Consider the following 26,148-nt stretch of genomic DNA (forward strand, 5'->3'; position numbering starts at 1 on the left):
CATCATGGATTATGCGCGCTGTTCGCGTTGAGGGTCTGCAGTGTCCTCGATACTTGAGCTTCTATCCAGAATCCTCAGGAGCAGCGCCCTTTGTATCGGACGAAGTAAAGAAAAAGCGCCCATATGGGCGCCCTTAAGGTATTCAGGTTTGAGGGGCATAATGAACCCGTCAGACCGTCTAATCTGCTGACGCTCTGTCGGTGTTGATAAAAATCAATTTGTGCAAATCAGGATCGTTTTCATATAGGGCCCCTCGAGTCTTAATCTTGCAGAGTGCCCTTCGGAGAGGTCAAGAGGCATTCTGCCATAAGAAAAACGCGTCTCTCAGGAATGTGGCCCTTGGCCGGTGCTGTCGGGCAAGAAGTATCCTGGCTGGTTTCTTTGTACCCTGCCACCTGCTGATCCGACCTTGTGGCGAACCAAACAAGTGAGCCGGATCCAGGCATCAGAGTGATTTCCGGCGGGTCGACCTGCCCAAACCAGAAAGGCCCCGCTTGGGGCGGGGCCTCTGGTCGGCGTGTGAGCCTCCAGGCTCGGTCGAGGGTGATCAGGCCTGCCGTGACGCGCCGAGTCACCAGACAGCGATAAGGCTACAGCGCCCCGCCTGTCGGTGACCTGTCGCACAAGGACAGCACGCCTGAACCGGACGTGCTTACCGATGATCCTCTCCTTGGGGTTGCGTCCATTGGAGTGGCGTCGCTTGGGCTAGCGACATGGCCTGCCCGCGCGTGCCCGTAACGCTGGAGCGGGTGATCTCCCCTGTCCTGAGGGCTTCGACTGGCATACCGGGTACGAGCTTGTCCCGCTTTGGTGCTCAGACTCAGGTGGCCGATTCTCCCATCCTGTCAGCGTCATGATGGTGCCGGCAGGATGGATCTCTCGGCGGTAGAGCACCCGCTTGCGCACCGGCAAACTGTCGGCGTCAGAAGCCTTGTGAGTTCGTAATCGTCGGGAAGGCCGGAGTTCGTATCTCCGGCATCTACTCTCCGCTCTCAACCCTTCCTGCTGAGCGGCGGTGTCGTGCCGTCGCCGAGATCCCAGTAGAGTCCGGCCATCATCGCGAGACCTTCACGTGCGATGGCGACGGGCAGGTGCTCGTCCGGCGCATGCTGTGAGCAGCCCGGATAGGAATGCGGCACCCAGATCGTCCGCAGTTCCAGGACCTCGGAGAAGATGTCGTTGGGGAGCGACCCGCCGAGATTCGGCAGGATTGCCGGCTTCTTGCCCGTGGTCCTCGCAAGAGAATCGACGGCCCAGCCGACCCAGGCATCTTCCGGGTCGAGGCGCGTCGCGTGGAAGATCTCGTCACGGCTCTTGGCGATCTGAACCATCGGGAAGCCGTGGCGGTCGAGGTGCCGGCGAAGCGCCGGCAGGACCTCGTTCGGGTCGATGCCGACGACGAAGCGCAACTGGCAGCGCGCCCAGGCCTTGGGCGGCACGGCATTGACCGGGGTCTCGGGATTGCCGGCCTTCATGGCGAGCACGTCGAAGGAGCACCATCCGAACACCTGCTCGGCCGGCGTCAGGCCGGGCTCACCCCATTCCGGATCGATGGTCGGGCCGTCCGGACCGCCATCGACTTCGCAATCGGCCAGTACCCTGCGCACCGAGGCAGGCACTTCCTTCGGGACCCATTCGTGGATGCGGATCTGGCCCGTCGGTGAGGCGATCGTAGAAATTGCATGAGCGAGCTGAATAGCCGGATCCGAAAGGAGGCCGCCCCAGTTGCCGGAATGGTGGCCGCCATCGCGGGCATCGATCGTGAGATCGAAGGTCACCCCGCCGCGCGAACCCAGGAAGATGGTCGGCCGCTCGGCATTGAGGCGCGGGCCGTCCGACGCGATGAGCACGTCGGCCTTCAGGAGTTCCTTCTGCTCGGTGCAGAGTTCGCGCAGGCCGGGCGAGCCCATCTCCTCGCCCATTTCGATGAGATATTTGGCATTGAAGCCGAGCTTCCCGCGCGTCTCCATTACCGCCCTCAACGCTGCGATGTTGATGACGTGCTGGCCCTTGTTGTCGACCACGCCCCGCCCGTACCAGCGGTCGCCCATCTCCGTCAGCTTCCACGGTGACAGGCCCTCGCTCCAATCCTTGTCGAGACCGCGAATGACGTCGCCGTGGCCATAGCCGAGGATCGTCGGGAGGGCCGGATTCTCGATGCGTTCGGCATACAGGAACGGTCCCTTCGCACGAGGGTGGTGCAGGGTGGTGCAGGTGAAGCCGAGACCCTCGAGAAGCGGGCGCATCTCGGTTTCGATATAGGCGGCGAGCGCTTCCGCCCGCTCCGGATTCTGGCTCTCGGTCGGCATGGCCACGAGGCGCGCGAGATCGGTCTTAAAGGCACCGGAGTCGAAATAGGTCTCGGCTCTCGTAATCGCGGCCTGGCGGGTCATCGGGGGAATTACCTCTCGGTTGCTGTGAAGAATGGATGGCGCGGCCCCGGCGTTGATCTGCAGCGCCGCATCTCAGCCGTCCGGATGGTTGGGGAGTTATTGAGTGGGCGCGGGGACCTGTCCCGGCTCGTACAGATGACAGGTCACTGCGTCCCGGTCGAAGCGCACGAGGCGCGGCTCCAGGGAACTGCATTGCGGCTGCCGCTCCGGGCAGCGCGGATGGAACGGGCAGCCGGGCGGCGGATTGAGGGGATCCGGAAAGGCGAGGCCGAGCCCCGTCTCGGGGATTCCCTGGCCCGGCTCGGGCGTCAGGACGGAGGCCAGGAGCGCCTTGGTGTAGGGGTGGCGCGGTGTCTTGAAGAGCGTGGCAGTCTCGGCGAGTTCCACGACACGGCCAAGATACATCACCGCCACCCGCGTCGCGATGTGCTCGACCACGGCGAGGTTATGGCTGATGAAGACGTAGGTCAGGCCGAACTCGCGTCGCAAATCCATGAGCAGGTTCAGGATCTGCGACTGCACGGAGACGTCGAGCGCGGAGGTCGGCTCGTCGCAGACGACGATCTCCGGATTCATGATCAGCGCGCGGGCGATCGCCACGCGCTGGCGCTGGCCGCCCGACAACTCGCGCGGATACCGGTCCGCGAAACGCTTAGGCAGGCCGACCTTGTCGAGGATCTCGAGCGTGCGTTTCCGCCGCTCGGCGGCCGTGCCGATCCCGTGCACCTCGAGCGGGAAGGCCACGATGGACGCGATCGTGCGGCGTGGATTGAGCGAGGAATACGGATCCTGGAAGACCGGCTGTACCCGCCGCGCCATGCCTTTGCGGCCGAGCGACCGGATGTCGGTGCCGTCCAATGTGATGCCGCCCTGGGTCGGCGGCAGGAGGCCGAGGAGCATGCGGGCGAGAGTGGACTTGCCGCAGCCGGATTCGCCAACGATCCCGAGCACCTCGCCCTTGCGGATATCGAGGCTGATGCCGTTGACGGCGTGGAGGGTTCGCCGTGGCTTGAACATGCCCTGACTCACCTCGAACTGGCGGGTCAGGTCGCGAGCTTCGAGGAGCGGCATCATGCTGCGTTCTCCAGGATGCAGCGCCAGCGCTGGCCGTTGATCGCAGACTGGACAGGCACGGTCGCCGAACAGACCTCACGAGAATGGCTGCAGCGGTCACGAAAGCTGCAGCCACGGATTTCGCCGACAAGAGATGGAACGACGCCCGGAATGACGCCGAGCTTTCCGCCCGGGGTGGTTCGGCCCGGCACCGGAATGCAGTCGATCAGCCCCCGCGTGTAGGGGTGCCGTGGATTCGTGAAGAGGGAGGATGCCAGTCCTTCCTCGACGATCTCGCCGGCATACATGACCGCGACTCGGTCGGCGATGCGCGCCACGATGCCGAGATCGTGGGTGATGAGTACCATCGCGATGCCGAGTTCGCGCTGCAGGTCCGCCAGGAGCCGCAGGATCTGTGCCTGAATCGTCACGTCGAGGGCCGTCGTCGGCTCGTCCGCGATCAGCAGGTCCGGCCCGCACATCAGCGCCATGGCGATCATGACGCGCTGGCGCAAGCCGCCGGAGAGCTGATGCGGATATTGGCCGAGGCGCTCGGCCGCCGACGCGATGCCGACCTTCTCGAGGAGATAAACGGCGCGGTCGCGGGCTTCGGCTTCGCTGGCGTTCCGATGCTGGCGATAGACCTCCACGAGCTGGTTGCCGATCGTGTAGGCCGGGTTCAGCGCCGTCATGGGTTCCTGGAAGATCATCGCCATGCGGTCGCCGCGCAGCGCGTTGATGCGTTTCCGGCCGGCCTTGCCGAGATCCTCTCCCGCGAAGGCGATGCGTCGGGCGCTTCGGGTTGCGGCCTTGGGCAGAAGGTCCATGATCGCAAGCGATGTCATGGACTTGCCGCAGCCGGACTCTCCGACGAGGCACAAGGTCTCGCCGCGTTTCACGGAAAAGGAAATGTCCCGCACCGCATGGAGAGGGCCGCGGGCCGTGGCGATGTCGACGCTCAGACCGTCGACCTCGAGGATGACGTCGCTCATGGCCCTAGGTCCGCCCTTCCGGTGAAATCACGTCGCGTAGGCCGTCGCCGGCGAGATTGATCGCGAAAATCAGCACTGCCAGAGCCGTTCCCGGAATGGCGATGAGCCAGAACGAGAAGAACATGTACGCCTTCGCCTCGGCGATCATGAGGCCCCAGGAGGGGAGGGGAGGCTGCACTCCGAGGCCCAGGAACGAGAGAGCGGCTTCCAGCAGGATGGCGCTGGCGGCCTCGAGGGTTGCGACCACGATGAGGTGAGGGGCGATGTTCGGCAGCACCTCCTGAACGATGATGCGTGTCGTCGACGCCCCGGCTGCCTCTGCGGCCGCCACATAGTCCAGGGATCGCACTTGCTGGGTCGCGCTGCGCATCACGACGGCGAAGCGATCCCACTTGAGGAGACCGAGCACCAGGATCACGATCCAGAGGGAGCCGCCGACCATCGCGACCACGGCGAGGGCCACCAGGATAACCGGCATCGAAAGGCGTGTCGTGACGATGAAGGTCATCAGCAGGTCGACCTTGCCGCCGAAATAGCCGGCGGCCAGGCCCATCGTGGTTCCGATGATGCCGGAGATCAGGACCACGCTGACGCCGATCAGCAGCGAGATCCGGCCGCCGTAGAGGACGCGGGAGAGGTAGTCGCGGCCGAGCTGGTCGGTCCCGAGCGGGTGCAGCCAGGATCCCTTCTCGTACCACACGGGCGGCACGTTCCGGAGCGCGAGATTCTGCGCATAGGGATCGTGCGGCGCGATCAGCGGCGCGAGCAGGGCCAGAACCACGATCACGGCGAGAATGCCGGCGCCGACCACGAACGCTTTCTGCCCGAAAAACCGGCGGACGAGCTGCATCCCTGGCGATGGTTCTGCGACGGGAATCGAAAGGGCCGAATCGGTCATATCAGGCCACCCGGATGCGCGGATCGAGCCACGCGTTGGCGACATCGGAGGCGAGCGTCAGCAGCACGTAGAGGACCGAGAGGAGCAGGACCACCACCTGCATCACCGGGAAATCCTTGTAGGTGATGCTCTGGTAGGCGAGGTAGCCGAGCCCATCGAGGGCGAAGATCGTCTCGATGACCACCGAGCCGCCGAGGAGGTAGCCGAGCTGCACCGCGGTCAGCGCCACCACCGGCACGATAGCGTTGCGCAAGGCATGCTTGAAGATGACCTTGCTGGTCGGCAGGCCCTTGGCGCGCGCCGTGCGGATGTAATCGGCGGACAGGACCTCGATCATCCCGGCTCGGATCAGGCGCATGAAGGCCGGCGCCACGTAATAGCCGAGCGCGATCGTCGGCATCACGAAATGCAGCCATGTGCCCGAGCCCGAAACGGGCAGCCAGCGGAGGGTGATCGAGAAGATCATCACGAGGATGAGCGCGAAGAAAAAGTTCGGCAGGGCCTGGCCGACGACGGCGATCGCAAGCGCGAGCCGGTCGATCCAGCTATTGGCGTAAACCGCGGCGAGAACGCCGAGCGGCACCGAGATGAGCAGCGCAAAACCGAGTGACGCGAAGCCGAGGATGATCGTCGTCGGCAGCTTGTCGAGAACGAGTTTGCTCACCTCCGTCTTGAAGTAGAGAGAAGTTCCGAAATCGCCCCTGAGCGTCTGCCATAGCCAGTCGAGATACTGCACGATCAGGGGGCGATCGAGGCCGTAGGTCTTCCGGATCAGTTCGATGGCTTCCTGTTGCGCTCCCTCGCCCGCAATCGCGGTCGCGATATCGCCCGAGAGACGCAGGAGAAAGAAGGCGATAACCGAGACCGCGAGCGCCACGAGAAGCGCGAGACCCAGTCGTTTGAGGATATAGCCGAACACGGCATTGCTCCGTGGTTGGCCGGCATTAGGGCCAACTGCCTGCCCGGGCGCTTGCGTGCGGCAGTCCCGAGGCAGGGAACCGATACAGTTCGTTCGATCCGAAAGGTGCGGAAGGAAATGCAGGCGGGATGACCGAACAGGCCATCCCACCCGAAGGCCGCGCGGGCCCTTACTTCCAGGTCATCTCCCAGAAGCGGGGCATCTCGTCCGGATAAGCCTTGAAGTTCAGATCCGACGAGGCGACGTAGTAGACCGGCAGCGAATAGAGCGGCACCGCATAGGCCTTGTCGGCAATGCGCTTCAGGGCACCCTTGTAAGCCTCCTTGCGGACCTCCGGATCGACCGAGTTGTCCCCTTTTCCGAGGAGATCCCGCACCTCGGGGTCGCGGGTGATGTCCTCCGACCGGAACGCGAAGTAGTTCGGCGTCGCGGCGGAAACGTCGTTGACCGAGAACGAGCCCCAGGTCTGGTGCGTGAGCATCGCCTTGCCGCTGGCGACGAGCTCGCGCATGGCGGCGTATTGCAGGAAGCGCAGGTTCGTCTTGATGCCGACCGCCTGCAGGTAGCCGATCAGCGCTTCGGTTTGGTTGCGCTCACGATAGGCGACGATATCGAGCTGGAGTCCGTTGGGGAATCCGGCTTCGGCCAGAAGCTGCTTCGATTTTGCAGGATCGTAGGCGTAGCGCGTCGCACCCTCGTCCGTGCAGCCGAATTGGCTCGGGAAGCAGATCGTGTGGAGGACGCGCGAGCCTGCGCCGACGATCGACTTCACCATGCCCTCGCGGTCGATCGCATGGATGATCGCCTTGCGCACGCGCTCGTCCTTGAGCGCCGGGGCGGGCGTGTTGTCGAGCGTGTTGATCTGCATGAAGACGATGCGCATCGTCTCGCCGGAGACGACCTGCAGATGCGGGACGGCCTGGAGCTGGTCGGCCTGATCCTTGGGCACGTGCATGATGAAGTCGAGGCCGTTCGAGATGACCTCGGCCATCTGCGTCTGGCGATCCGGGATGAAGCGGATCTCGATCTTGGCGATCGTCGGCTGCGGCTTCGGAGAATCCTTGAAGTAGTCCGCGTTCTTCTCGAGCGTGATCGACTTGCCGGGGACGTAGTTCGTCACCTTGTAGGGGCCCGAGCCGACGGGCTTGTCATTCTGACCCTTCGGGCCGACCTTCTCGTAATATTCGTTCGGATGGATGACGACCGGGCCCGCGAGATACTCGATAGCCGCCGGGAAAACCTGCTTGGTCGTGATGCGGACCTTGTATTTGTCGAGCTTCTCGGCCTTCTCGATCCAGCTGACGTTGTTCTGGGTAACGACCTTGTTCTCGGGCTTCGAAACGAAGTTCAACGTGTAGACGACGTCGTCCGCATCGAACTCCTCGCCGTTGTGGAACTTCACGCCCTGCCGCAGATCGAACTCGATGGTCCGGTCGTCGATCTGCCGCCACCCGGTCGCGAGTTGGCCCTTATATTCGTTGGTGTTGGGATCACGGTAGACGAGCGTGTCCCAGACGTGCTGGCCGATGATGACGCCGATCCGGACGTTGTTGAAGAACGGGTCGACGCTTTCCGGCGCCTGGTCGTAGGCGAAGCGGATGGTGTTGTCGGCTTTTCCTGCGAGAGCAGGGCCTGCGAGCACTCCGGAGAGAAGTGCGGTCGAAGCCAAGCCCGTGATGGCTGTCTTGCGCATGAAGCTCATATCGATGCCCCGGAAGTTGTGAACGTTCGTTGTTGTCCTGGAAGGTTACCCCTGCCGCCTGGCATCGCCATCGACCGGGGCTAAGGCGCGGCCTAATGTGCCAAGGCAGAGTCCTTGCTTCCATAAGAATGATTCGAAAGGATCATTGCCGAAATGGCAAATCAGGAGGCAGAATGCAGCCATCCGCCCTACGGTACTTCCTGGAAGTCGCACGGACCGGCTCCCTCAGTGCAGCTGCCGGACGGCTGCACATTGCCACCTCCGCGATCAGCCGACAGATCTCGCGACTCGAGGAGGAACTCGGCACACCCCTCTTCGACCGCCGTCCCCGCGGCATGGCATTGACTCATGCGGGGCGGCTGCTGGCCTCGTACGCCCGCAGGGCGGTGCTGGAGGGGGATGAGATCGTCAGCGAGATCCGGGCGCTCAGCAGCGATGCGACCCGTGGCCTCATCCGGCTCGGCGTCACTGAAGGTCTGGCCGTCAGTTTCCTCCCGGAGATGATCCATGCCTTTCGCCTGGAGCGGCCTCATATGCTCTTCGATGTCAGGGTCATGTCGCCGGCACAGGTCGTCACCTGCGTGCAGGAGGGGGAGGTCGAGATCGGTCTCACCTTCTCCCTCTCTCCGGAGGACGGCGTGGAAATCCGCTGGCAGCGGGCGGTCTCCGCCTACGCCTTCGCGGGCAAGACGCATCCGCTGGTCGGGCACGGCCCGATAACGATCGAGGAGATTTCCGAGCATCCCGTCGCGATTCTGGATAGCGGAGCCACCGTGCGCCGGGTCCTCGACATGTATTGCGCGACAAGGGGCATCTTGCTGAAGCCGGCGCTTAGCTCCTCGAACCTCGCCAGCGTGCTGCATTTCTGCCGGCTCGGTCCCGCCATGACCTTCGCCTCCTATATCTCGGCACGGGCCGCTGTCCGCGATGGCCACCTCGCGGTCGTGCCGCTCCGGGAGACGAACTTCCTGGAGCGCAACCTCCAGATCCTGACGATGCTCGGACGGACCCTTCCGCAGACGACGCGAGATTTTCTCGAACGACTGGTCATGGAACTGGAGGCACCCGACACGCTTCACCCCCCGCCAGCTGCATGGGCGACCGGGGCGAAGCGTTCGCAGTCCTGAAACGGGGCAGGCGGGCTCCGCCAGACGCGGGCCATATGTACCGTCCGGGCGTCCGCCCGGCTCGGGCAGGAGGATGCATCACTGCGTCTCGCCGCGGCGGTCGGCTCCGTCCTGCAGGGCGTCGAACCCGCGGGGCGTCAGCTCAATGGTTCGGGAATCCGGAGCAATCAGGTAGCCCGCCTCCACCAGTTCGGAAATCCCGACGGCAATGGCCGGGGCCGTGCCGAGACGGGCCTCCAACTCGGGAATCGTCATGCGCGCCCCGGGACGCCGGTGCGTCTGATGAAGGATCTGAAGGATTTCGCGTGCGGTCTCGCTGAAACGCATGAGAGCACCCCGCTGTGACGCAATGGCCCCTGTGCCGGTCACGCCGCATCCCGATGGAGGCGCGTCACGAGGTCGAGGCAGCCATGACGCCCGGGAGATCCGGCGGCAGGCGGTCACGGCTCGGCCTGCGAGATCGCCCGCCCGGGCTCGATGGAGCAACTGGGCGGGCGATCTGCCTACGAGCAGCATCGCTCTTGAGGCTTCGCCAGCTCCGCCTTAGCGGTGCGGGCTGCTGCTCTCGCTCATGCGCCGGGTCATATAGTCGCCCGACCGTGAATGCTGGCCGAACATCAGCCAAGCGAGGCCGAAGCCGATCGCGCCGGCGACCATCCAACCGGTGAGCGTCGTCCCGTCGACATTGCCGAGCGCCTGACTGCCCTGCCGATAGTAGCGCTCGCCCTGCTCATAGGCGTCATCCCACATCTCGGACGCACTGTCCGCGACATTGCGCATCGCGCTCTGAGCCTGCTCGGAGTAGCTTCCGCCCGTTCCTCCGTGCATGCCTTGGCCGCCACTTCCGCCCTGATAGCGCGAAGTGGAACCACCCATGTTTCCAGCCTGTCCAGCCATCTTCATCCTCCAATCGAAAGGTCGCAACGACGACAGCTTAACGTCGCCCCAAGAAGGCGCGTTCCATGCGACCGTATCGAAGGGCATGGAGAGAGGGCTGCTCCTTTGTTCCAGGACCGGCTCGTGCGGATCCGCACGGTCGAGCTCGGATCCGATCCACGTGCCGGATCAGGAGCTTGGGAGGTCGGGCTCGGTAATCGACGCCCGAAGACGAGCTAAGGTCGACCTGGGAATATCGGCCTTTGCGCCTCCAGCGAGCGTCCGGGCGCCTGATCGGACCGGCCGGTCCGGGTTTTCGAACCGGGCTGGCGTTTGCGGCCGGCGTGTTGCACAACCCGCAAAGGGCCGGAGGGCATGCCGGCCGCCGATGACAGAATTGTGGGAGGAGAGTCGATGCGAGGATGGAAACGGGCGGCCGCGGCCGTGGTCATGGCCGGTGCCGGGACGATCTCGTCGGGTGCATGGGCACAGAAGGCGGGCGGCGCGGTGCACGTGGTGGTTCAGCCCGAGCCCCCGAGCCTGATGCAGGGACTCAACCAGAACGCGACGACCAACATGGTCGCCGGCAACATCTACGAGTCCCTCGTGCGCTACGACGAGAAGCTCAACCCGCAACCGTCCCTCGCCAAGAGCTGGGAGGTCTCGGGTGATGCGAAGGTCTACACCTTCAAGCTCCAGGAGGGCGTCACCTGGCACGACGGCAAGCCCTTCACGGCGGACGACGTCGTCTTCTCGCTCGACAAGTTTCTCCGCGAAGTCCATCCGCGCTGGCGCCCGATCGCCAACAACCAGATCGAAAAGATCGAAAAGCTCGACGATCTCACGGTCCGGATCACCCTGAAGCAGCCGTTCGGCCCGCTCCTGCTCGCGATGGATCCGGCCTCTGCTCCGATCATCCCGAAGCATATCTACGAGGGCACCGACTTCCGGGCCAACCCGATGAACAACACGCCCATCGGCACCGGTCCATTCAAGCTCAAGGAGTGGAAGAAGGGCTCCTACATCCACCTGGAGAAGAACGAGAACTACTGGCTCAAGGGCAAGCCGAACCTCTCCGAGATCTACTGGCATGTGATCCCGGATGCCGCGGCGCGCGCCGTCGCCTATGAGACCGGCAAGGTCGATGTGCTCTCCGGCGGCTCGGTCGACGTCTACGACGTCGACCGCCTGTCCAAGCTGCCGAATACCTGCATGACGACCAAGGGCTGGGAGATGATGGCCCCGATCGCCTGGGTTGCGGTCAATCACCGCAACGGCATTCTCGGCAACAAGCAGTTTCGCCAGGGCCTCATGCACGCGATCGACCGCGAGTTCGGCAAGGACGTGGTCTATGGCGGCCTAGGGAAAGTGCCGACTGGCCCGATCTCGTCGAAGACGAAGTTCTATTCCGACGACGTCAAGAAATACGAATACGATCCCGCAAAGGCCAAGGAACTCATCAAGGCCTCCGGCTACAAGGGAGAAACCATCAAGCTCCTGGGCATCCCTTACGGTGAGACTTGGAACCGCTGGGCCGAGGCGATCAAGCAGAATTTCGCCGATGTCGGGGTCACGGTCGAGATCGAGAACACGGACGTGCCGGGCTGGACCCAGAAGACCGGAAACTTCGATTTCGACCTGACCTTCAACTTCCTCTACCAGCTGGGCGATCCGGCGATCGGCGTGGCGCGCAGCTACATCTCGAGCAACATCGTCAAGGGCAATCCCTTTGCCAATGTCGGTGGTTACTCGAACCCGGAGGTCGACAAGCTCTTCGCGGATGCCGCCATCGCCCCGACCGAAGCCGATCGTCAGAAGCTCTACACGAAGGTGCAGCAGATCCTCGTCGAGGAGCTGCCGGTTCTGTGGCTGCTCGAGATGGACTTCCCGACGATCTACCGTTGCAACGTCAAGAACCTCGTGACGACCGGAATCGGCCTCAACGACGGTTTCCGCGACGCCTGGAAGGAATAGGTTGCGGTTACTGCAGGTCTCCCCGTGTGGCTTCATTGCGGGGAGACCGCTCATCGGTGAGCAGCCCGCGCTCGATTCTCGATAGGTCCGATAGATGCCCTTTGTCCGCTTTGCGGCAGGACGGCTCGTCAAAGGCGTGCTGGTTCTGTTCGCGATCGCAGTCCTGAACTTCTTCCTGATCCGCGCCGCGCCGGGCGATCCGGCTCAGGTGCTGGCCGGGGAGGGAGGAGCGGCCGACGCCGTGCTTCTCGAGCAGTTGCGCGAGCGATTCGGTCTCGACCGGCCGCTGCTGGAGCAGCTCTGGATCTACCTGAAGGGTTACGCGACGTTCGATCTCGGCTTCAGCTACCGGCAGCAGCAACCGGTGCTGACCTTGATCCTTGACCGGCTGCCGGCGACGCTGATCCTCACCGGAACGGCCTTCGTGATCTCGCTGCTGCTGGGTGTCGTTCTCGGGGCTCTCGCGGCGCGCCGGGCGGGACGGTGGTCCGACAGCCTCATCACGACAATCGCCCTCGTCTTCTATGCCACGCCGCTGTTCTGGATCGCCCTGATGGGGCAGATCGTCTTCTCGTTGAAACTCGGCTGGGTGCCGAACGTCGGCTATGAAACCATCGGCGCGAACTATACGGGTCTCGCGAGGGCGGCCGATATCGCGCAGCACCTCGCGCTTCCGGCCTTGTCTCTCGGTCTCTTCTTCACGGCCCTCTACGCGCGCATGATGCGCGCCTCGATGCTCGAGGTGTCCGGCGCCGACTTCGTCAAGACGGCGCGTGCCAAAGGGCTGTCACCGGCGGTCATCACCAGGCGTCACATTGCCCGCAATGCCATCCTGCCGGTCGTCACGCTCGCGGGACTGCAGGCCGGTCAGCTCGTCGGCGGGGCGGTTCTCACCGAGACGGTCTTCGCATGGCCCGGCATCGGGCGGCTGATGTTCGATGCGCTCGTCCAGCGCGACTATTCGGTGCTGCTTGGCGTCTTCTTCGTTTCGTCCGCGATGGTCGTGGTCTTCAACCTGATCACCGACATCATCTATCGCATCGCGGATCCGCGCATCGAGGTCGCGGCATGAGCTTTCTCAAACGGTTTGCCCGCAATCGCGGCGCGGTGATCGGCCTTCTCATCCTGCTCGTGGTCCTGGGATTCGCGCTGATCGGGCCGACTTTGTTTCCGCAATCGCCCTGGCGCATGGTCGGCCGGCCCTTCGTGGCGCCTTTGGCGATGGAGAGATTTCCGCTCGGCACCGACATGCTCGGCCGCGACATCGCGACAGGGCTGGTGCATGGAGCGCGCGTCTCGCTGCTCATCGGTCTCATCTCGACGCTCGGCGCCCTGCTGATCGGCGTGCCGCTCGGAGCCGTTGCGGGGTATGCCGGCGGGCTCGTCGACGATGCGCTGATGCGGTTTACGGAGTTCTTCCAGACCATTCCGAGCTTTGCGCTCGCGATCGTGCTCGTTGCGATCCTGCAGCCGTCACTGGGCTCGATCGTGCTTGCCATCGGCCTGGTGAGCTGGCCGCCGGTGGCGCGGCTGGTGCGTGGCGAGGTCCTCTCGCTGAAGACGCGCGAATACGTCCAGGCTGCGGTGACGATCGGTGAATCGACGCCGCGCATCCTCTTCGGTCAGGTCCTGCCCAACACCATCGCACCCATCATCGTCATGGGCTCCCTGATGGTCGCCTCGGCGATCCTGCTCGAATCGTCGCTGTCGTTCCTGGGCCTTGGCGATCCCAACCTGATGAGCTGGGGCTACATGGTGGGCGCCGGCAGGACGCGTTTGCTCGATGCATGGTGGATCAGCTTCTTTCCGGGACTCGCGATCTTTCTCACGGTGCTGGCGCTCAATCTCACGGGCGAGGGCCTCAACGACGCACTCAATCCGCGTCTGTCGCGGGGGCCGAAGGCATGAGTGATCCCGTCCTCGCCATCGACAATCTGACGCTCGCACTGCCGGCCTATGCCGATCGCCCGTTAGCGGTCGAGAATATCTCGCTCTCGATCCGGTCCGGCGAAACGCTCTGCGTCGTCGGTGAGTCGGGTTCCGGCAAATCGATGATCGCGCATGCGGTGATGGGCCTCCTGCCTGAAGCCGTGAAGCCGACTGGAGGCTCGATTCGCCTCGTCGGTCGCGACCTGCTGTTGCTCGATGCGAAGGCCATGCAGGACGTCCGTGGGCGCGAGATCGGCATGATCTTCCAGGAACCGATGACGTCGCTCAACCCCGTCATGCGTGTCGGCCAGCAGATCGTCGAGACCTTCGAGGCGCATCGGATGCTCGACGGCACGAAGCGTGCCAGGCGCGCGATCGAGCTTCTCGATGAGGTGGGCCTGCCCGACCCGAAGCGCATTGCCCGCGCCTATCCGCACGAACTCTCCGGCGGCCAGCGTCAGCGCGTGATGATCGCCATGGCCCTGGCACTCGAGCCCAAGCTGCTCATCGCCGACGAACCGACCACAGCGCTCGATGTCACCACGCAGGCGCAGATCCTCGAACTGATCGACAGGCTACGCCGGCAGCACGGCACTGCGGTTCTGTTCATCACGCACGACTTCGGAGTCGTCGCCGAGATCGCCGATCGCATCGCGGTCCTTCAGCAAGGCGTTCTGGTCGAGGAGGGAACCGGGGACGAGATCTTCTCGCGGCCGCGCCATGACTATACTCGGCGGCTGCTCGCGGCGGTGCCGTCCCTGAAGCCGCCAGAGCGCCCCAAGGCACCGCCGAGAGCGCCCGTTCTCGTGGTCGAGAAGCTCGAGAAGGTCTATCGCAAGCGCTCGTTTTTCTCCATGGGCCGAGAGGTCCGAGCCGCGGATCAGGTGAGCTTCACCTTGGCAAAGGGCGAGACATTGGGGCTGGTTGGGGAATCGGGATCCGGAAAATCGACAGTTGGACGATGCTGCCTGCGCCTGATCGAGCCCGATTCCGGAGCCGTGGAACTCGGCGGGCTGCGATTCAGCGAGCTTTCGCAGGCCGCTCTTCGGCCGCACCGCAGGAAGATCCAGATGATCTTCCAGGATCCGTTCGCCTCGCTCAATCCGCGGCAGACGGTCGGGCGGATCATCGCGGCGGGGCCGATCGCCTATGGCGTTCCGCACGCGGAAGCACTCGAGAAAGCGCGCCAGCTTCTCGATCTCGTCGCGCTCTCCCCGAACGCGATCGACCGCTATCCGCACGAGTTCTCGGGCGGGCAGCGGCAACGGATCGGCATCGCGCGGGCGCTCGCGCTGGAGCCGGACGTTCTGGTGGCCGACGAGGCCGTCTCGGCGCTTGATGTCTCCGTCCAGGCGCAGATCCTCGCGCTCATCAAGGAACTCCAGGAACGGCTCGGTCTAGCGATCCTATTCGTGACTCACGATCTCCGGGTCGCCGCGCAGATCTGCCACCGGATCGCAGTGATGCAGCGTGGCCGGATCGTGGAGACAGGAGAAACCGCCGCGCTCTTTGCGGCGCCGCAGCACGAATATACGCGCCAGCTCTTGGCAGCCGTCCCGGGCGGCCGGCGATTCGGCGCGCACTGAAGCCGCGCTCGCGATGTGAACTCGAAGTCAGGCGAAAGCCGCCGCGCCGCTTTTTCTGTCATGCAGTTCCGAGGTTGGACATGTCCCGCTCATCCATCATCGTCGCTCCCGGTCCATGGGATCCCGAGCCCTGGCGCAAGGAATTCGAGGCTGCCTCCGATGGGCGGCCGGTCCACGTCTGGCCGAAGGACCGCGCCCGGGTCGACAACGGCCCCTATGTGATCTGTGCCTGGAAGGCGGATCCGAAGATTTTCGACGAATTTCCCGCACCCCGGGCCGTGTTCTCGCTCGGCGCCGGCGTGGATCACCTGCAGGGCCTTCGCACGAGTCGGGATATACCCGTCGTGCGGGTGGTCGACCCGGATCTGACGATGCGGATGGTGGAATACGTCACCTTCGCGGTGCTCTACCTTCACCGCCAGATCGGCACCTATCAGGCCGAGCAGAGGCGGCATGCCTGGCGGCCGATGATTCAGCCGGCTGCCTCGCGGGTGCGGGTCGGCATCATGGGGGTCGGAGTCCTGGGCGAAGCCTGCGCGAAGACGCTGGCGCAGATCGGTTTAGACGTCGCGGGATGGGCGCGCACGCCGCGTGACGCATCACCCTTTCCAGTCTTCGCCGGGCAAGATGGGTTCGACGAATTCCTGCAGCGGACCGACATTCTCGTCAGTCTTCTGCCCGATACTCCGGATACCGCCGGCCTCGTCGGTCGCAACGTCTTCGCGAGACTGGCACGGGACGGGAGCCTCGGCGGCCCTTCCTTCGTCAGTGCCGGCCGCGGCAAGACCGTCGTCGAAGATGAACTCGTCGAGGCCCTGAGGTCCGGAATGCTCACGGGAGCGGTGCTCGACGTCTTCAATGTCGAGCCGCTGCCATCCGACAGCCCGCTCTGGGCCATGGAGAATGTGCTCATCACGCCGCATGTCGCGGCCGATTCCGATCCGGAAGTGATCGTCGCGCAGATCATGCGTGACGTGGAGCGCCTGGAGAAGGGAGAGCCGCTTTCGAATACCGTGGATATGAAACGAGGGTATTGAGTGCGCCTCGTGGCGTGTACCATGTCAGGCGATAAGGACCCGTGGATCCACGATCCACGCAATCTCATGGAGATCCGACAGATGACCACCAATGCCAGCGAGTCGGCACGGCTTCTGGAGCTTCGCGAGCGCAATGTCGCGCGCGGCGTGCTCACGGCTCATCCCGTCGTCGCAGCCCGCGCACAGGGAGCCGAGCTGTGGGACGTCGACGGCAAGCGCTATCTGGATTTCGTCGGCGGGATTGGCGTCCTGAATGTGGGACACAATCATCCGCGCGTAGTTGCGGCAGTGAGCGAGCAGCTGCGCGAGATCTCGCATGCTTGTTTCCAGGTTGCCGCATACGAGCCCTACATTGCCCTTGCCGCGAAGCTCAATCAGCTCGTCGGCGGCGGTGAGGCATACAAGACCGTGCTCTTCACGTCTGGCGCGGAGGCCGTCGAGAACTCCATCTAGATCGCGCGCGGTTTCACGAATCGTCCTGCGGTGATCGCTTTCCGGGGCGGCTTCCACGGCCGAACCCTCCTCGGCGTGACCCTGACGGGCATGAGCCAGCCCTACAAGCAGAACTTCGGCCCCTTCGCGTCCGACGTCTTCCATGTTCCCTTTCCGAACGCCTATCGAGGCGTCAGCACCGAAGACGCACTTGCAGCGCTCGAGGAGGTGTTCGCGACGGAGGCGGCGCCGGAGCGGGTCGCGGCGATCATCGTCGAGCCGGTGCAGGGCGATGGCGGTTTCCTGCCCGCCCCGCCCGAGTTCATGAGGGCGCTTCGCGACGTGACGACCCGGCACGGGATTGTCCTGATCGTCGACGAGATCCAGGCCGGGTTCGGCCGCACGGGCAAGATGTTCGGATTCCAGCATTCCGGGATTCGGCCCGATCTCGTTACCGTCGCGAAAAGCCTCGCGGGCGGCCTGCCGATCTCCGGCGTCGTTGGAAAGGCGGAGATCATGGATGCTCCGGCTCCGGGCGGCCTCGGCGGCACCTATGGCGGCAATGCTCTGGCCTGTGCAGCCGCACTCGCGGTCATCGAGGCTTTCGAGAAGGAAGACCTCCTCGCACGGGGAGAGCATCTCGCGGCCCGGATGCGCGACGGTCTCGAGAAGCTGCAGCAGAAGTATCAGTGCATCGGCGAGGTTCGCGGGCTCGGCTTCATGCTCGCCATCGAAATCGTCGCAGACCGTTCCGGCAAAGCTCCGGATGCGGCGCTGGCGCAGCGCATCATCGACGAGTCCCGTATCGGTGGTCTCCTGGTCATCAAGTGCGGCGTCAATCGCAATGTCGTGCGGTTCCTTGCGCCGCTCGTCACGACCGAGGCGCAGCTCGACGAAGCGCTCACGATCCTCGACGGTGCTCTGAATCGCGCTGCAGGATGATATGCACGGACGGGAAGGCAGCGCCGACTCGCGTCTTCCCGTCGTACGGAATTCCCGCCAGCCTCGAGATCCGCGGATAGAAAGCAATGAAGCTCTTCTTCGACGAGACCCAACTCGCCCACCAGCCGAAGCAGTACATGGTCAGTGGCCGGATCGTCGATCCTTTCGAGAATCCGGATCGCGCCACGACTCTGATCAACGCCCTGACAAAGCTCGGCCTGGTCCGGACGCAACCTGCCGATTTCGGCATCGAACCCATTCTGAGAGTTCATGCGGACCACTACGTGGAGTTCATCCAGGAGGCCTATGACCGCTTCATGGAACTCCCGAATCATGGTCCGGAGGTGCTCCCCAATATCCACCCCTACCGAGGAGCCGGCGACGATTTCGCGCCCCGCGGAAAGCCGCGCCCGACGGGAATTCTCGGACGCGCGGGCTGGTATATCGCAGGCCTGTCCTGCGCCATGATGGAGGGCACCGCGCGTGCCGCCTATGCCTCGGCGCAGATGGCCGTCGCCGGTGCCGAGGTCGTCCTCGCGGGCGAGCGTGCCGCCTTCTCGTTGTGCCGCCCACCCGGACACCATGCCTATGTCGACCAGGCGTCCGGCTTCTGCTTCTTCAACAATGCGGCCATCGCCGCAGAGGTGCTGCGGCGTCATTTCCACCGCGTTGCGATCGTCGACTTCGACACTCACCACGGGGACGGCACCCAAGCAATTTTCTACACGCGCGACGACGTGTTCTATGGCTCCGTGCACACGGATCCATCGGCCTACTTTCCTCACTTCGCCGGCTATGCGGACGAGACTGGCAGCGGGGCAGGCGAGGGGGCCAATCACAACCTGCCGCTTGCTCCCGGCGCGGGTGACGAGGCCTTCATCGACGCCAATCAGCGCCTTGCTCTGGCGGTGCAGGCTCACGGCGCCGAGGCTCTGGTGGTCTCCGCTGGGTGGGATGCCCACAAGGATGATCCTCTCTCGCAACTGACGGTGACGACGGACGCCTATGCGCGCATCGGTGAGGTTTGGGGCAAGCTCGGCCTGCCGACGCTCATCGTGCAGGAGGGTGGCTATTCGCTGACCGCAGTTGCGCAGGCCGCTCCGGCCTTCATGGAAGCCTTCCGAAGCGTCTCGGTCGAGTGAGGGCAATGCGATCGAGCCGCAGGACGTGAAATCCGCTGGGGAATGAGATGACAAGTTCGGAACAGATCGGTCCGGGCGCTACGGGTTCCAGGGGGTCGCCTGGAACACGGGACCATGGCATTCGCGTCGTGCCCGTCGCAGCTGAACACCGGGCCCAATGGGACGCTCTCTACGCCGGCTATGCTGCCTTCTATCGGGTCGAGCAGACCCCACAGATGCGTGAGACCGTATGGACCTGGTTGAGCGACCCGGATCACGAGGTCGAGGGTCTCGTCGCTCTCGACGGCTCCGGTAGGGTCGTCGGGCTCGCACATTTCCGGCCCTTCGCACGGCCGCTCAGCGCAACGACCGGCGGGTTTCTCGACGACCTCTTCGTAAGCCCGGATGCGCGTGGTTCAGGGGCTGCCCAGGCACTGATCGGGGCTGTCGCGGATACAGGCCGCGAGCGGGGCTGGTCCGTGATCCGCTGGATCACGGCGGAGGACAACTATCGGGCACGAGCCGTTTACGACCGGCTCGCCGAGCGCACGAAGTGGCTGACCTATGACATCAGGCTCATTTGAGCCGAGGCGGAGCCGCACTGGGGCGATACGGCTCCGCGGCCGTGGCTTTACTCACGATCTCGGATCTTGGTAGTTTTCGGCGCTCTCGAAACGTGCCTGCCTCTTCCGGGAGCGGTTCGAACAAAGAGGGGAGCAACTATGAATGGGATGAAGATCGCTACCATCGTCGGAAGCCTGTCGGTCGCCATTGCCGGCTGGGCCGTTCCGGGCGCGCAAGCCCGGGATCTGACGGTCGTGTCATGGGGCGGCACGTATCAGGATGCACAGCGCAAGATCTACTTCGAGCCCTTCGCCAAGAAGACCGGGAAGCCGCTTCTCGAGGAGAGCTGGGACGGGGGCATCGGCGTCATTGCCGCGAAGGTGAAGGCCGGGGTGCCGAACTGGGACGTCGTCCAGGTCGAAGCCGAAGAGCTTACGCTGGGCTGCGCAGACGGCTTCTATGAGAAGATCGACTGGTCGAAGGTGGGAGGCAAGGACAAGTTCCTGCCGGCCGCTGTCAATGATTGCGGCGTCGGTGCGATCGTCTGGAGCACGGCCCTGAGCTATGACGCGGACAAGCTCAAGGAAGGCCCGAAATCCTGGGCGGATTTCTGGGACGTCACGAAATTCCCGGGCAAGCGGGGGCTGCGCCGCGGGCCGAAATACCAGCTCGAGTTCGCGCTCATGGCCGACGGCGTCAAGCCGAGCGAGGTCTACAAGGTACTCGGGACACCGGAGGGCGTCGACCGGGCCTTCAAGAAGCTCGACCAGCTGAAGCCGCACATCGTGTGGTGGGAGGCCGGTGCACAGCCCTTGCAGCTCCTGGCCTCCGGAGAGGTCGTGATGACGTCGGCCTATAACGGCCGCATCTCGGGCATCAACAGGAGCGAAGGCAAGAACTTCAAGGTCGTCTGGCCTGGGAGCATCTACGCGGTCGACAGCTGGGTGATCCTGAAGAACAGCCCCAACAAGGACGCGGGCATGGACTTCATCGCATTCGCGAGCCAGCCTGAGAACCAGATGAAACTGCCGGAGTATGTCGCTTACGGTCTGCCCAACAAGGAGGCCGCGAGCCGCGTGCCGCCGGATCTGCAGAAGGATCTCCCGACGGCGCCAGAGAATCTCACTGACTCGATCGTTCTCGACACCGAGTTCTGGGTCGACAACATCGAGGAACTGAACAAGCGGTTCAACGCCTGGCTGGCGCAGTAAGAGCCGTTGTTCGACTTTCAGTGGAGGTGCGTGCGCATCGAATGATCTGCACGCACCTCCGTGCCGGTGCGCAGATCCGGCTCGGGATAGGGGCTTGACGGTTCTCGAGAACGCATCGCCCGTATCCGCCAAGTGAACCGAGGACGAAGAGGAATGCGAGCCTTCATCAAGTTCGAGTCCATTTCGAAGGCGTTCGGTTCTCACGTCGTGGTGGACGATCTCAATCTCGAGATTTCGCAAGGCGAGTTCCTGAGCCTGCTGGGTCCATCAGGCTCAGGGAAAACGACGATCCTGATGCTTCTGGCGGGATTCGAGCGGCCCACGAAAGGCTCGATCCTGCTCGATGGGCGACACATCGACCAGCTCCCGCCCTACCGTCGCAACATGGGCGTCGTATTCCAGAATTACGCGCTTTTTCCGCACATGACGGTCGCGGAGAACGTGGCTTTTCCACTCGAGATGCAGCGCGTTCCGCGTGCCGAGATCGCGCAGAGGGTCGGCCGCGCGCTCGACATGGTACGTCTCGGGCACCTCAAGGAACGCCGTCCGTCGCAACTGTCCGGCGGTCAACAGCAGCGCGTCGCGCTCACGCGAGCCCTCGTTTTCGAGCCGAGCGTGATCCTGATGGACGAGCCCCTCGGCGCCCTCGACAAGCAGCTGCGCGAGCACATGCAGCTCGAAATCCGCGAGCTCCACAAGCGGCTCGGCCTGACCATCGTCTTCGTGACGCACGATCAGTCGGAAGCGCTGACGATGTCGAACCGAATCGCGGTGTTCAATGCCGGCAAGATCGAGCAGCTCGATACCCCTCAGGCAATCTATGATACGCCGCGAACGCGCTTCGTGGCTCAATTCATCGGTGAGACGAACCTGATCGAAGCGAATGTCATCGGCGTCGACAATGGGACGGCAAGGGTCGCGCTCGCCGATGACGTTTCGCTGCTCGTGAATGCCGGCCCCGGCGTTGCCCCCGGTCAGAAGGTGGCGATCTCCCTCAGGCCGGAGCGGATCCAGCTCGCGGACGAGCCGAAGAGCGGCAACGCCCTGCGCATGACGATCGCGGATTGCGTCTATCACGGCGACCATATCCGGGTGCAGCTCGCCAAGGGTGATATCGCCTTCGTGGCGCGCCGCGAGCGGATCATGGGCGACTGGGCCGTCGGCGCGCCGGTGGTGGCATCCTTCGACCCACGCGACTGTACGGTGCTCGCCGCATGAGCAAGGTTCCTGCGCGGGATCGACTCGCAGCCCTGGTGCTGGTCGCCCCGCTTGTTCTTTTCCTCGCGGTGTTCTTTCTGTGGCCCCTCTGGACGATGATAACGGCCGCTGTCGTCGATGACGGCGTCGGCAAGGTCTTTCCGAGAACGGCGGTTGCGATCCGGACCTGGACACCGGATGAACCGGTTCCGGCCAAGGTCCGGCAGGCCCTGGTGACCGACCTCCGCAATACCGAGGACCAGCAGGCTCTCGGCGAGGCAGTCCGGCGCCTGAACAGTGCCATCTCGGGGTTCAGGACCCTGATGTCCCGGACAACGTCCGCCATCCGGGAAGCACCGGAAGAGGCTGAGATCGACCTTGCAGGCGTCGACCCGCGCTGGGGCGAGCCGCGGTTCTGGCTCGCGCTCAAGGACGCGATGCCGCCCTATACGGATCGCTTCCTCCTCGCTGCCGTCGATCTGAAGCGCGATTCCAGCGGGAACATCGTTCCGGAATCGCCCGAGATCGCGACGAACCGGCTGATCATGGGCCGGACTTTCCTGGTCTCGGCCCTCGTGACCTTCGTCTGTGCCGCGATCGGGCTGCCCTACGCGATGCTCGCGGCGGCGGTGACGGGGTGGAAGCGCAACATGCTCTTGCTCGCCGTGCTGCTCCCCCTTTGGACATCGTTGCTCGTGCGCACGGCCGCGTGGTTCATCCTCCTGCAGAACGAGGGGCTCATCAATCGATCGCTGCAGTGGCTCGGCCTCATCGACGCGCCGTTGCCGCTGATCTTCAATCGGACCGGCGTGGTGATTGCGATGAGCCACGTGCTGCTTCCGTTCATGGTCCTGCCGATCTACAGCGTGCTGATCGGCATTCCGCGGAACCTCATGCCGGCCGCCGCTTCGATGGGGGCAGGGCCGTTGCGGGCGTTCTGGCGCGTGCTCCTGCCCCTGAGCTTGCCGGGCCTTCTGTCCGGCTGCCTTCTCGTCTTCATGGTGGCGATCGGGTACTACATCACGCCGGCCTTGGTCGGTGGCGCAAACGACCAGATGATAAGCTCCATCATCGCGTTCTATGCATTGAGCACCGCAAACTGGAACATGGCCGGTGCGCTCGGGCTGATCCTGCTCCTCGTGACGATCGCGCTCTATCTCGTCTACGGCCGGCTCTCGACGTCGCGCCAGCTGCCGGGAGTATGAGCTCGTGCTGCGCGTCGCTCAGGTAATCTTCGGACTGGCGGTCGTCTTCTTCCTCCTGATGCCGATCGTGGCGATCCTGCCGCTGGCCTTTACGTCGAGCGTGTTTCTGACGTATCCGATTGAGGCGTACTCGACCCGGTGGTTCGAAGAGTTGGTGACGGCCGATGTCTGGCGCCTATCGATCTTCAACAGCATCGTGATCGGAACGGGAGCGACCGTGCTGTCGGCGGTGCTCGGAACGCTGGCCGCCCTGGGCCTTCGCGGGCGTGCATTGCCGTTGACCGGTTTGCTTCGGACGTTGTTTCTGCTCCCCATGGTCGTTCCAGCCGTCGTGCTCGGCGTCGGCATGCAGATCTTCCTGGCCCGGCTCGGCCTCGCGAGTTCCTATCCGGGCGTGATCATCGCCCATTCGGTGCTTTGCATTCCGTTCGTCATCGTCAGTGTCTCGGCGGCGCTCCAGGGCATCGATCCCTCCGTCGAACGTGCTGCAGGCAGCCTCGGCGCCTCGCCGGCGACCGTATTCCGACGCGTAACGCTTCCTCTCGCTATGCCGGGTGTGGTCTCCGGGGCTGTGTTCGCCTTTGCGACATCGCTGGATGAGGTCGTCATCACTCTGTTCGTCGCCGGCCCGAACCAGAGGACCCTGGCGCGTCAGATGTTTTCGAACATTCGGGAAAACATCAGCCCGACCGTCGCCGCCGCCGCGCTGCTCCTGATCATCGGAACACTCTGCCTCGCGGGCCTCGCCGCCCTGCTGCGGTCACGCGAGAAGCGGAACGAGGTTCAAGTGGCCGCACCGTGAATGGATTCGCGTGAGGCTTGGGGCGGGCGAAGGTATCCAGTCCGTCCCGCCACACCTCCGTCCTCGCGAGCCGCAGGCGAAGCAATCCAGTCTTTCAACCGTAGTGCACCTGGATTGCTTCACTTCGTTCGCAATGACGCAAAGGGCGTGAGAGCGCGAGAAGCAACACCGGAAACGGAATGACGCCGGACCCACTGCCGTCCTTGCGAGCGGGAGACGTGATGCGCTGCCCGTTCCGTTGCACTCCCGTCCTTGCGGGCCGCAGGCGCGATGCACTGCCCTTTCCGCCCCACCTCCGTCATTGCGAGCCGCAGGCGAAGCAATCTACCCCTGGACGGATGCGCTCCTGAATCGCTTCGCTCCGCACATGGCAGCCGGCTCAATCTCTCGAGACAACCTGCCCGTTGGCGTCGATCTTGATCTCCTGTGACCGCTCGGCGGTTGCGACCTCGATCTCGTAGACGATCGCGTCATTCTCGCGGCCGACCTCCGCCTCGACCGCCTTGCCGCCTGCGATTCTCTGCTCCGCCATTGTGATGGCATCCTTCAGAGACGTCCGGGCATTCTGGAAGTCAGCCGGCTTCAGGCGGGTGAAATAACGCTCGAATGGTTGGTTCTCGCTCTTGATGACCGTCCCGGAATTAGCGTCGACCTTGTGCTCGACCAGCTTGCCGTCGCTCTGGACGACCTTGATCTCGTAATGAGCCGGATCGTTGCGATCCTGTTCTTCGAACTCTGCACTGATCGCACGCCCCTGGCCCTGCTGTTCAGCGGTCGCGATTGCCTGAGAGAGAGGCACCTTCACGGACTGAATGGCCTGGAACTCGGACGAGCCGCGGTTCGCGCGTTGATCGACGGTGCTTCCGGCTGGAGCAGGGGTGGTTGCTCCCGACGCGGGCGGAGCACTGGTGGCCTGTGCCATGGCCAGAGCGGTTGTGAGCGCCAGTGCGGTGCCGGTGAGGATCACATGATTCAACATAGGGTTTCGCATTTCCGATCGTTGTGGATGACACAGCCCGACAACGCGTTCCCGGCTAAGGTGTTTCCACGCCAGGGTGCTTTTTGCTCGTGACTTGGGTGCGCATTGCGGATCGAGCGAAGCGAATGGGCTCCAGATTTCTCCAGAGCCCGTGATTGCCTGCTGGACTCGAGTGGATCAGAAGTCCGCATCGCGCCTGGACTTCGAGGCAGGGCCTCATGCTGCGAGTGCTGTTTCGGCTTCCTCGAAGCGAGTTGCAAGAGCGGCTGGGGCCGAGGGGTGCGGATGCCACTCGTCTCCGAGCTGCAGCAGTGCGGTCTTGACCTCATCGAGGCGCGAGGCCGATTCTCCGATCATGCCTTCGCCCTGTGCGATTTCGACCAGGTATTCATCCCAGGCCCAGCGCCAAAGGATCTCGCGCTTGCAATAATGCGAGAGCAGTGGATCGCGCACAACGTCTTCAGGCGTCCGGAACACGGATGCAGGGCTGACAAGAGCCTGTTCAAGATCGTGCACCATCGGAAGGGTGCGTCGACTGTAAGAGGTTCGTGCGCTCTCCAGCCGGATGATATCCCCAGCTGCATTCGATGGAACGTCGGGCAACTCGCTCGGTTCATGTCGCCGCCGTGCCGATTTCACGTGCACCGTGCGGTGTACACGCCAACAGATGCGGGCCTCGACGCCGTTCAGCCACTGCGGGCTGGCGATATCCCGGGGAGGTCCGTTGTGGCCGATACCAATCAGATGCTCCTGCATTTTACCCTCCAGGCTTTCTCCTTTCATGGGGCTGCCGTATTGGCCCAAAGAACGATACCAAGACTCAGCGTCCACGACCACGCTGCCTCGTCCCACGCGGTCAGATGCCGGTCGAGCGGGTGCTCGCGCCGCATGAGGGCGACCAATGCGGCTGCAAGGCCTGCTGCGAACAGAAGACCGGCAAAGGCGAGCGGCAGTTGCTTAGCCGGACCGAGACTTGCGAAGCACAGACAAAAGGCGACGGCTGCAAGCCAGCGCTGCGTGATCTCGCGATTGATTGCGTCGGCGCGTCGGGGCTCATGCCGAGTCGCCGGAGCCAGCCAGAACCGGCGGTCCCACCAGTCGTTCGGATCGAAGACTGCCATGACGCTAGATTCCCGGTTACCTACGCACGAACCTAGGCCGCCGGACTCCCCGCCTTCGCGGGTCTGACGTGAGCCAGCGGACGGTACC

General features: G+C 63.9%; 23 protein-coding genes and 1 pseudogene. 13 read left to right on the forward strand and 11 right to left on the reverse strand.

Annotation, left to right across the window (positions count from 1 at the left end; translation table 11 throughout):
- Positions 1-992: 992 nt before the first annotated feature.
- The 6 genes from BN1233_RS17235 to BN1233_RS17260 form a co-directional block, all read right to left on the reverse strand.
- Positions 993-2,393: a M20 family metallopeptidase gene (locus BN1233_RS17235; protein ID WP_046864830.1), complete on the reverse strand. Its 1,401-nt coding sequence runs from the start codon at positions 2,391-2,393 to the stop codon at positions 993-995.
- A 96-nt stretch (positions 2,394-2,489) separates the two neighbouring features.
- On the reverse strand, positions 2,490-3,467 hold the full coding sequence (locus tag BN1233_RS17240) for an ABC transporter ATP-binding protein (protein WP_046864831.1): 978 nt from the start codon (positions 3,465-3,467) through the stop codon (positions 2,490-2,492).
- Positions 3,464-4,438, reverse strand: a complete 975-nt coding sequence (locus tag BN1233_RS17245) for an ABC transporter ATP-binding protein (protein ID WP_046864832.1) — start codon at positions 4,436-4,438, stop codon at positions 3,464-3,466. The genes BN1233_RS17240 and BN1233_RS17245 overlap by 4 nt, the downstream gene beginning before the upstream one ends.
- Positions 4,439-4,442: 4 nt before the next feature.
- Complete coding sequence (locus BN1233_RS17250) at positions 4,443-5,288, reverse strand: ABC transporter permease (protein ID WP_425311723.1); 846 nt, start codon at positions 5,286-5,288, stop codon at positions 4,443-4,445.
- Positions 5,289-5,337: 49 nt separating this feature from the next.
- Positions 5,338-6,255: an ABC transporter permease gene (locus BN1233_RS17255; RefSeq protein ID WP_046864834.1), complete on the reverse strand. Its 918-nt coding sequence runs from the start codon at positions 6,253-6,255 to the stop codon at positions 5,338-5,340.
- A 169-nt stretch (positions 6,256-6,424) separates the two neighbouring features.
- The gene (locus BN1233_RS17260; protein ID WP_082145529.1) at positions 6,425-7,948 is read right to left on the reverse strand and encodes an ABC transporter substrate-binding protein; all 1,524 of its coding nucleotides are present in this window, start codon (positions 7,946-7,948) and stop codon (positions 6,425-6,427) included.
- Positions 7,949-8,130: 182 nt separating this feature from the next.
- Here BN1233_RS17260 and BN1233_RS17265 point away from each other — a divergent pair, with 182 nt between their 5' ends.
- On the forward strand, positions 8,131-9,084 hold the full coding sequence (locus tag BN1233_RS17265) for a LysR family transcriptional regulator (RefSeq protein ID WP_046864836.1): 954 nt from the start codon (positions 8,131-8,133) through the stop codon (positions 9,082-9,084).
- Positions 9,085-9,162: 78 nt separating this feature from the next.
- Here the strand turns inward: BN1233_RS17265 and BN1233_RS17270 are convergent, their stop codons facing one another.
- Both BN1233_RS17270 and BN1233_RS17275 read right to left on the reverse strand, forming a co-directional pair.
- Positions 9,163-9,453, reverse strand: a complete 291-nt coding sequence (locus tag BN1233_RS17270; protein ID WP_244470707.1) for a hypothetical protein — start codon at positions 9,451-9,453, stop codon at positions 9,163-9,165.
- A 174-nt stretch (positions 9,454-9,627) separates the two neighbouring features.
- A complete protein-coding gene (locus BN1233_RS17275) occupies positions 9,628-9,981 on the reverse strand; it encodes a hypothetical protein (RefSeq protein ID WP_046864837.1) in 354 nt (117 codons plus the stop codon).
- A 393-nt stretch (positions 9,982-10,374) separates the two neighbouring features.
- Here BN1233_RS17275 and BN1233_RS17280 point away from each other — a divergent pair, with 393 nt between their 5' ends.
- The 12 genes and pseudogenes from BN1233_RS17280 to BN1233_RS17335 all read left to right on the forward strand — a co-directional run bounded on the left by BN1233_RS17280 (position 10,375) and on the right by BN1233_RS17335 (position 23,960).
- A complete protein-coding gene (locus BN1233_RS17280) occupies positions 10,375-11,934 on the forward strand; it encodes an ABC transporter substrate-binding protein (protein ID WP_147707352.1) in 1,560 nt (519 codons plus the stop codon).
- Between the two features lie 94 nt (positions 11,935-12,028).
- Positions 12,029-13,006, forward strand: a complete 978-nt coding sequence (locus BN1233_RS17285; protein ID WP_046864838.1) for an ABC transporter permease — start codon at positions 12,029-12,031, stop codon at positions 13,004-13,006.
- A complete protein-coding gene (locus BN1233_RS17290; RefSeq protein WP_046864839.1) occupies positions 13,003-13,842 on the forward strand; it encodes an ABC transporter permease in 840 nt (279 codons plus the stop codon). Before BN1233_RS17285 ends, BN1233_RS17290 begins: the two co-directional genes overlap by 4 nt.
- Complete coding sequence (locus tag BN1233_RS17295) at positions 13,839-15,449, forward strand: ABC transporter ATP-binding protein (RefSeq protein ID WP_046864840.1); 1,611 nt, start codon at positions 13,839-13,841, stop codon at positions 15,447-15,449. The genes BN1233_RS17290 and BN1233_RS17295 overlap by 4 nt, the downstream gene beginning before the upstream one ends.
- Before the next feature lie 80 nt (positions 15,450-15,529).
- Positions 15,530-16,486 (forward strand): 2-hydroxyacid dehydrogenase, encoded by a 957-nt coding sequence (locus BN1233_RS17300; RefSeq protein ID WP_046864841.1) that lies wholly within the window; start codon positions 15,530-15,532, stop codon positions 16,484-16,486.
- 81 nt (positions 16,487-16,567) lie between these two features.
- Positions 16,568-17,860: pseudogene (gabT, locus tag BN1233_RS17305) on the forward strand (4-aminobutyrate--2-oxoglutarate transaminase).
- Between the two features lie 86 nt (positions 17,861-17,946).
- Positions 17,947-19,002 carry a histone deacetylase family protein gene (locus BN1233_RS17310; protein ID WP_046864842.1) on the forward strand — a complete coding sequence of 352 codons (1,056 nt, stop codon included), beginning with the start codon at positions 17,947-17,949 and terminating at the stop codon, positions 19,000-19,002.
- Between the two features lie 47 nt (positions 19,003-19,049).
- A complete protein-coding gene (locus BN1233_RS17315) occupies positions 19,050-19,565 on the forward strand; it encodes a GNAT family N-acetyltransferase (protein WP_082145509.1) in 516 nt (171 codons plus the stop codon).
- A 147-nt stretch (positions 19,566-19,712) separates the two neighbouring features.
- Positions 19,713-20,756, forward strand: a complete 1,044-nt coding sequence (locus BN1233_RS17320) for an ABC transporter substrate-binding protein (protein WP_046865037.1) — start codon at positions 19,713-19,715, stop codon at positions 20,754-20,756.
- A 153-nt stretch (positions 20,757-20,909) separates the two neighbouring features.
- Positions 20,910-21,974 (forward strand): ABC transporter ATP-binding protein, encoded by a 1,065-nt coding sequence (locus BN1233_RS17325; RefSeq protein ID WP_046864843.1) that lies wholly within the window; start codon positions 20,910-20,912, stop codon positions 21,972-21,974.
- Positions 21,971-23,158: an ABC transporter permease gene (locus BN1233_RS17330; RefSeq protein WP_046864844.1), complete on the forward strand. Its 1,188-nt coding sequence runs from the start codon at positions 21,971-21,973 to the stop codon at positions 23,156-23,158. Before BN1233_RS17325 ends, BN1233_RS17330 begins: the two co-directional genes overlap by 4 nt.
- A gap of 58 nt (positions 23,159-23,216) precedes the next feature.
- Positions 23,217-23,960: an ABC transporter permease gene (locus tag BN1233_RS17335; RefSeq protein WP_082145530.1), complete on the forward strand. Its 744-nt coding sequence runs from the start codon at positions 23,217-23,219 to the stop codon at positions 23,958-23,960.
- Positions 23,961-24,339: 379 nt separating this feature from the next.
- On the opposite strand, the gene BN1233_RS17340 is transcribed toward BN1233_RS17335, so the two are convergent.
- The 3 genes from BN1233_RS17340 to BN1233_RS17350 form a co-directional block, all read right to left on the reverse strand.
- Positions 24,340-24,939: a PepSY domain-containing protein gene (locus BN1233_RS17340; RefSeq protein ID WP_052763828.1), complete on the reverse strand. Its 600-nt coding sequence runs from the start codon at positions 24,937-24,939 to the stop codon at positions 24,340-24,342.
- A 216-nt stretch (positions 24,940-25,155) separates the two neighbouring features.
- A complete protein-coding gene (locus BN1233_RS42985) occupies positions 25,156-25,776 on the reverse strand; it encodes a hypothetical protein (RefSeq protein WP_147707354.1) in 621 nt (206 codons plus the stop codon).
- Positions 25,719-26,060, reverse strand: a complete 342-nt coding sequence (locus BN1233_RS17350; RefSeq protein WP_048708035.1) for a hypothetical protein — start codon at positions 26,058-26,060, stop codon at positions 25,719-25,721. Before BN1233_RS17350 ends, BN1233_RS42985 begins: the two co-directional genes overlap by 58 nt.
- Between the last annotated feature and the right edge of the window lie 88 nt (positions 26,061-26,148).

Origin of the sequence: Microvirga massiliensis (assembly GCF_001006805.1) — a bacterium.
In the GTDB taxonomy this organism is placed as follows: domain Bacteria; phylum Pseudomonadota; class Alphaproteobacteria; order Rhizobiales; family Beijerinckiaceae; genus Microvirga; species Microvirga massiliensis.